This window comes from Lysobacter sp. P5_C4, from assembly GCF_054049695.1.
In genome coordinates, this window is record NZ_JBFULX010000017.1 from 1 (window position 1) to 588 (window position 588).

Sequence of the window (588 nt, forward strand, 5' to 3'; positions counted from 1 at the left end):
GTATTATACACGGTGAAAAGAGAGCTGTGCTCCAAATAAATGGCATGCTCCTGCAAATTGTCGCCATCCTGTAAACGGAAAAGCGCCGTCGGCGCTGCATATCCTTGCCGGGATGCCGTAACGAACTCATCAGAAATGCGAATGATCATATCCTGTTTGCGGCTCGTCATGTACACATCTGTAAGCAACGCGGGCGTCAATAAGCTACTCCGTGCTGTCTCATACAGAATGCTGCCTTCTTCTGCTGCAGCGGCAACTTGTGTGCCTGCCGAGATAAATACGGACTCCTTCGTACCCTCGTTCAGCGCAAACGTTAAGTAGCTTCGGGCAGGACGTGCCGGAAGCAGCGTCACATCGAACATGTTGAGGAACGATATCAAGTTTTTCGTAGGCACTCGGTTCAATCGTTTGATATTGTCATGAAACATATCAGCAAACATCAAGAACAGCGCGGAACCCGGGTCCGGATTTTCTGGCGTAAACCGCCACTCGGGCGTATAGTATGGCGCCATTTCCTTCATTTGCGCGATCAAATCGGGTAAATCTCTGGAATCAATTTTGGGAGGTTGCACAGCTCCACCTCCTCTC

General features: G+C 50.0%; 1 protein-coding gene. It reads right to left on the reverse strand.

Annotated features, from left to right (window positions below; all coding sequences use genetic code 11):
• A partial coding sequence (locus ACXJJ8_RS15435; protein ID WP_499031868.1) for a hypothetical protein occupies window positions 1-572 on the reverse strand: 572 nt, incomplete at its 3' end.
• Window positions 573-588 lie beyond the last annotated feature (16 nt).